Annotated in this window: 4 protein-coding genes; 3 read left to right on the forward strand and 1 reads right to left on the reverse strand. The window is 69.3% G+C overall.

The features are described from left to right. Positions 1-242 precede the first annotated feature (242 nt). A complete protein-coding gene (locus tag N800_RS14865; RefSeq protein ID WP_036140449.1) occupies positions 243-1,145 on the reverse strand; it encodes a LysR family transcriptional regulator in 903 nt (300 codons plus the stop codon). Positions 1,146-1,264: 119 nt separating this feature from the next. Here N800_RS14865 and N800_RS14870 point away from each other — a divergent pair, with 119 nt between their 5' ends. The 3 genes from N800_RS14870 to N800_RS14880 are packed head-to-tail and all read left to right on the forward strand — an operon-like array spanning position 1,265 to position 3,664. Continuing rightward, positions 1,265-1,855: an ester cyclase gene (locus N800_RS14870; RefSeq protein WP_052108310.1), complete on the forward strand. Its 591-nt coding sequence runs from the start codon at positions 1,265-1,267 to the stop codon at positions 1,853-1,855. 12 nt (positions 1,856-1,867) lie between these two features. Next, positions 1,868-2,896, forward strand: a complete 1,029-nt coding sequence (locus N800_RS14875; protein ID WP_036140452.1) for a polysaccharide deacetylase family protein — start codon at positions 1,868-1,870, stop codon at positions 2,894-2,896. 54 nt (positions 2,897-2,950) lie between these two features. Then, the gene (locus N800_RS14880) at positions 2,951-3,664 is read left to right on the forward strand and encodes an SDR family oxidoreductase (RefSeq protein WP_036140454.1); all 714 of its coding nucleotides are present in this window, start codon (positions 2,951-2,953) and stop codon (positions 3,662-3,664) included. The last annotated feature ends 119 nt before the right edge of the window (positions 3,665-3,783 follow it).

The raw sequence follows: 3,783 nt of genomic DNA on the forward strand, positions 1-3,783 counted from the left end.
GCCAGGCAGACCACCTCATCGGCCAGTAAGGCAATGGCCAGCCGGCGATCGAACGCGTCGAGTCACTGACCGAGGTGTCAGCGGATACGGCATTACGGATCGGTGTTGGCGAAGCCGCTGCCGCCCCAGTGCTCCTTGACCACGGTGTCGCCGGGTTGTGGGGTGAAGTCCGGATGCCATTCGCCGCCCCAGCTGCCTTTGGCGAACGCCGGCAGCCGCGCCGCGCGCGCCGACGGGATTCTTCAGCCCATGCCCCAGCGCCACGCCTGACCCAGGCGCTCGCGCAGATAGTCCACGAAGGCGCGCACGCGCAACGGCAGGTGGCCGCTGTGCGGGTAGATCGCATGCAGCGGCGCGGCGGCGATGGAATACGCCGGCAGCAGGCGCTGCAGGCGGCCGGCGACGAGGTCGTCGCCCACGTCCCAGATCGACTTCAGTGCGACGCCGGCGCCGGCCAGGGCCCAGGCGTTGGCCGCGCCGCCGTCGTTGGTGAGCAGCGCCGCGTGCACCCGCACGGTCACGTCTTGCTCGCCCTGGAAGCGCCACTCGGCGCGGGGCTGGTCGCCGATCACGATGCAGCGGTGCGCGGTCAATTCGCCCGGATGCGCTGGCGCGCCATGCGCCTGCAGGTAGGCCGGCGCGGCGCACAGCACGCGGTAGTTGGGCGCCAGCGGACGCGCGATCAGCGAAGAATCGGCCAGGCTGCCGAAGCGCACCGCCAGGTCCAGGCCATGGGCGACCAGATCGACCACCGCGTCGGTCAGCTCCAGTTGCACGCTCAGCTGCGGATGCAGGCGCTGGAAGTCGCCCAGGATCGGCGCCACCCAGCGCCGGCCGAAGTCGCCGGGTGCGGTCATCCGCAACAGCCCGCTCACGCTATGGCGGCGGCGTGACAGCAGCGCTTCGGCGGCGTCGACCTCGGCCAGGATGCGCACCACCTGGGCGTGGAACAGCGTGCCTTCCTCGGTCAGCGCCTGGCGCCGGGTGGTGCGCTGGAGCAGGCGCACGCCCAGGCTCGCTTCCAGCTGCGCCAGGCGCTTGCTGACCACCGCCAGCGACAGGTCCAGCTCGCGCGCGGCCGCCGACAGGCTGCCGCTGGAGACGATGCGGTCGAAGGCCACCAGGTTGGGCAGGTTGTCGATCATCCCGGGAATGATTATTTGCGAATCGCAGATTATCCATCTTATGGATTCCCGTATTTACCGCCAATCGGGAAATAGATGATGGGACCGTCCGCGCATCCTCCGCGCTTCTGGAGACCCCCATGTCGAAGTTCCTGTCTCACCGATATCCCCGCACGCTGTTCGCAGCGGGCGCGCTGATCCTCGCCGGCAGCGCGCCGACGGCCTTGGCCGCGCCGGTTCCGTTGCTCGAACCCCTGACGCTGATCACCGACACGCCCGTGGCGGATGCGCGGACCGCAGCGCGGATCCTGGCCGCGCGCCGCTACGCCAGCTTCTGGAGCACCGGCGACGCCGCGCTGGCCCAGGCCGCGCTGGCGCCGGATTTCACCGACCGCACCCTGCCGGCCGGACGGGCGCAGGGCACGCAAGGGCCGTTGCTGGCTTCGGCGACGATGCGCAAGGCCATCCCCGACCTGCATTGCGAGATCGAGCAGATGATCGTGGCCGGCGACCGGGTGGTGGTGCACCTGCATTTCCGCGGCCACTTCAGCGGTGTGCTCCAGAACGGCGCGCCCCAGGACAGCAGGCCCAAGCAGACCCAGGGCCACGGTCAGGCCATCGACTTCATCGCCACCGACATCTACCGGATCAAGGACGGCCGCATCGCCGACAACTGGCACATCGAGGACAACCTCACCCTGTTCCAGCAGCTCGGCCTGGTGGCCCAATAAGGAATCGACGCAATGAACAACGAAATCCTTTTCCCTGCCGATGCCGGACGCCGCAGTTTCCTGGTCCAGGCCGGCGCCGGTGCCGGCATGCTTGCCGCCGGTGCGGTCCTGGCGAATCAGGCCGCAGCCGCGCCGCAGGCACAGGCGCCGACGCGCGCGGCTTCGTCCAAGCCCGGACGCGCCGCGGGCGCGTTCTGGCCCGACGGCATCCGCCTGGTCGTGTCGATCTCGATGCAGTTCGAAGCCGGCGGGCAGCCGCCCAAGGGCACCGACAGCCCGTTCCCGAAAGTCGATTTCCCGCCGGAAGTGCCATCGGACCCGGCCGCCAACACCTGGTTCGCCTACGGCTACCGCGAAGGCATCCCACGCATGCTGGATCTGTGGGATCGGCACGGGGTCAAGGTGACCTCGCACATGATCGGCGAGGCCGTGCAGCGGCATCCGCAGCTGGCACGGGAGATCGTCGCACGCGGCCATGAAGCCGCCGCGCATGGCCCGCGCTGGAGCTCGCAGTACGCGATGAGCCGTAAAGAAGAGCGCGGCTTCCTTCTCGCGGCGCGCGACATGGTCGAAACGGTGACCGGGCAGCGGCCGCAGGGCTACAACTGCAACTGGCTGCGGCGTGGGCCGAACACGCTGTCGCTGCTGCAGGAGCTGGGCTACCAGTACCACATCGATGACCTCAGCCGCGACGAACCGTTCATCGAACAGGTCAACGGACACGACTTCGTGGTGGTGCCCTACAGCCTGCGCAACAACGACATCCAACTGGTCGAAGGCCGCAACTACTCGCCAGACGCGTTCCTGGCGCAGATCACGCGCGAGTTCGACCAATTGTACGAGGAGGCCGGCCGCCGTCGCCGCATGATGTCGCTCAGCGCCCACGACCGCATCAGCGGCACGCCGCAGATGGTGCGGGTGTGGGACGCGTTCCTGGCGTATGCCTGCCGCCATCCGGGCGTGGCCTTCCTGCGCAAGGACGAGATCGCCGCGTTCGCGCTGCGTAGCCCGGACACCGTGCGCGAAACCGAAACCATCTGACCTTTTCTTGCTTTGGGGCTGCGTCCGCGCGGCCTTTTCCCAGGAGTGCAATCCATGAACACACTCGCTTCGCAACGCGTCCTGGTGGTGGGCGGAAGCTCCGGCATCGGTGCCGCTGCGGCCAAGGCGCTGCTGGCGCTGGGCGCGGAGGTCACCATCGCCTCGCGCAATCAGGCCAAGCTCGACGCCGCCGCAGCAGACATCGGTGCCGGCGTGCGCACCGCCACGCTCGACGCCACCGACGATGCGGCGGTGCAGGCCTTCTTCGCCCAGGCCGGGACCTTCGATCATGTCGTGGTCTCCGCGGCGCAGACGCCCAGCGGCCCGGTACGCGGCCTGGCGCTGGCCGACGCCTACGCCGCGATGGACAGCAAGTTCTGGGGCGCCTACCGGGTGGCGCGCGCGGCGGACATCGCCGAAGGCGGATCGCTGACCCTGGTGTCGGGCTACCTCAGCGTGCGTCCGAGCAAGGGCGCGGTGCTGCAGGGCGCCATCAACGCCGCGCTGGAGGCGCTGGCGCGCGGCCTGGCGCTGGAACTGTCGCCAGTGCGGGTGAATGCCGTCTCGCCCGGCCTGATCGCCACGCCGCTGTGGTCGAAGATGGACGAAGCGGAGCGGCAGAAGATGTACGACGCGGCCGCGGCCCGCTTGCCGGCCAGGCGGGTGGGGCAGGCCGAGGACGTCGCCAACGCCATCGCCTACCTGATCGGCACGCCGTATGCGACCGGCTCGACGGTGCGGGTGGATGGCGGCGGGGCGATCGCCTGAGCACTCGATCTGTTTCCGTTGTGCGAAGCGCCCGGCCCTCGAATCGAGCCGGGCGCATGCCGAAGACCGCGATCCGCGTGCATTTTGCCGGTATTGCCGGGCAAATGTCCGCCGAAGTC

Origin of the sequence: Lysobacter daejeonensis GH1-9 (assembly GCF_000768355.1) — a bacterium.
Taxonomy (GTDB): domain Bacteria; phylum Pseudomonadota; class Gammaproteobacteria; order Xanthomonadales; family Xanthomonadaceae; genus Aerolutibacter; species Aerolutibacter daejeonensis.

Excerpts from the sequence above, each read along its gene's own strand:
- N800_RS14875 (WP_036140452.1), top strand. The coding sequence starts at position 1,868 with ATGAACAACGAAATCCTTTTCCCTGCCGATGCCGGACGCCGCAGTTTC.
- N800_RS14880 (WP_036140454.1), top strand. The coding sequence starts at position 2,951 with ATGAACACACTCGCTTCGCAACGCGTCCTGGTGGTGGGCGGAAGCTCC.
- N800_RS14865 (WP_036140449.1), bottom strand. The coding sequence starts at position 1,145 with ATGATCGACAACCTGCCCAACCTGGTGGCCTTCGACCGCATCGTCTCC.
- N800_RS14870 (WP_052108310.1), top strand. The coding sequence starts at position 1,265 with ATGTCGAAGTTCCTGTCTCACCGATATCCCCGCACGCTGTTCGCAGCG.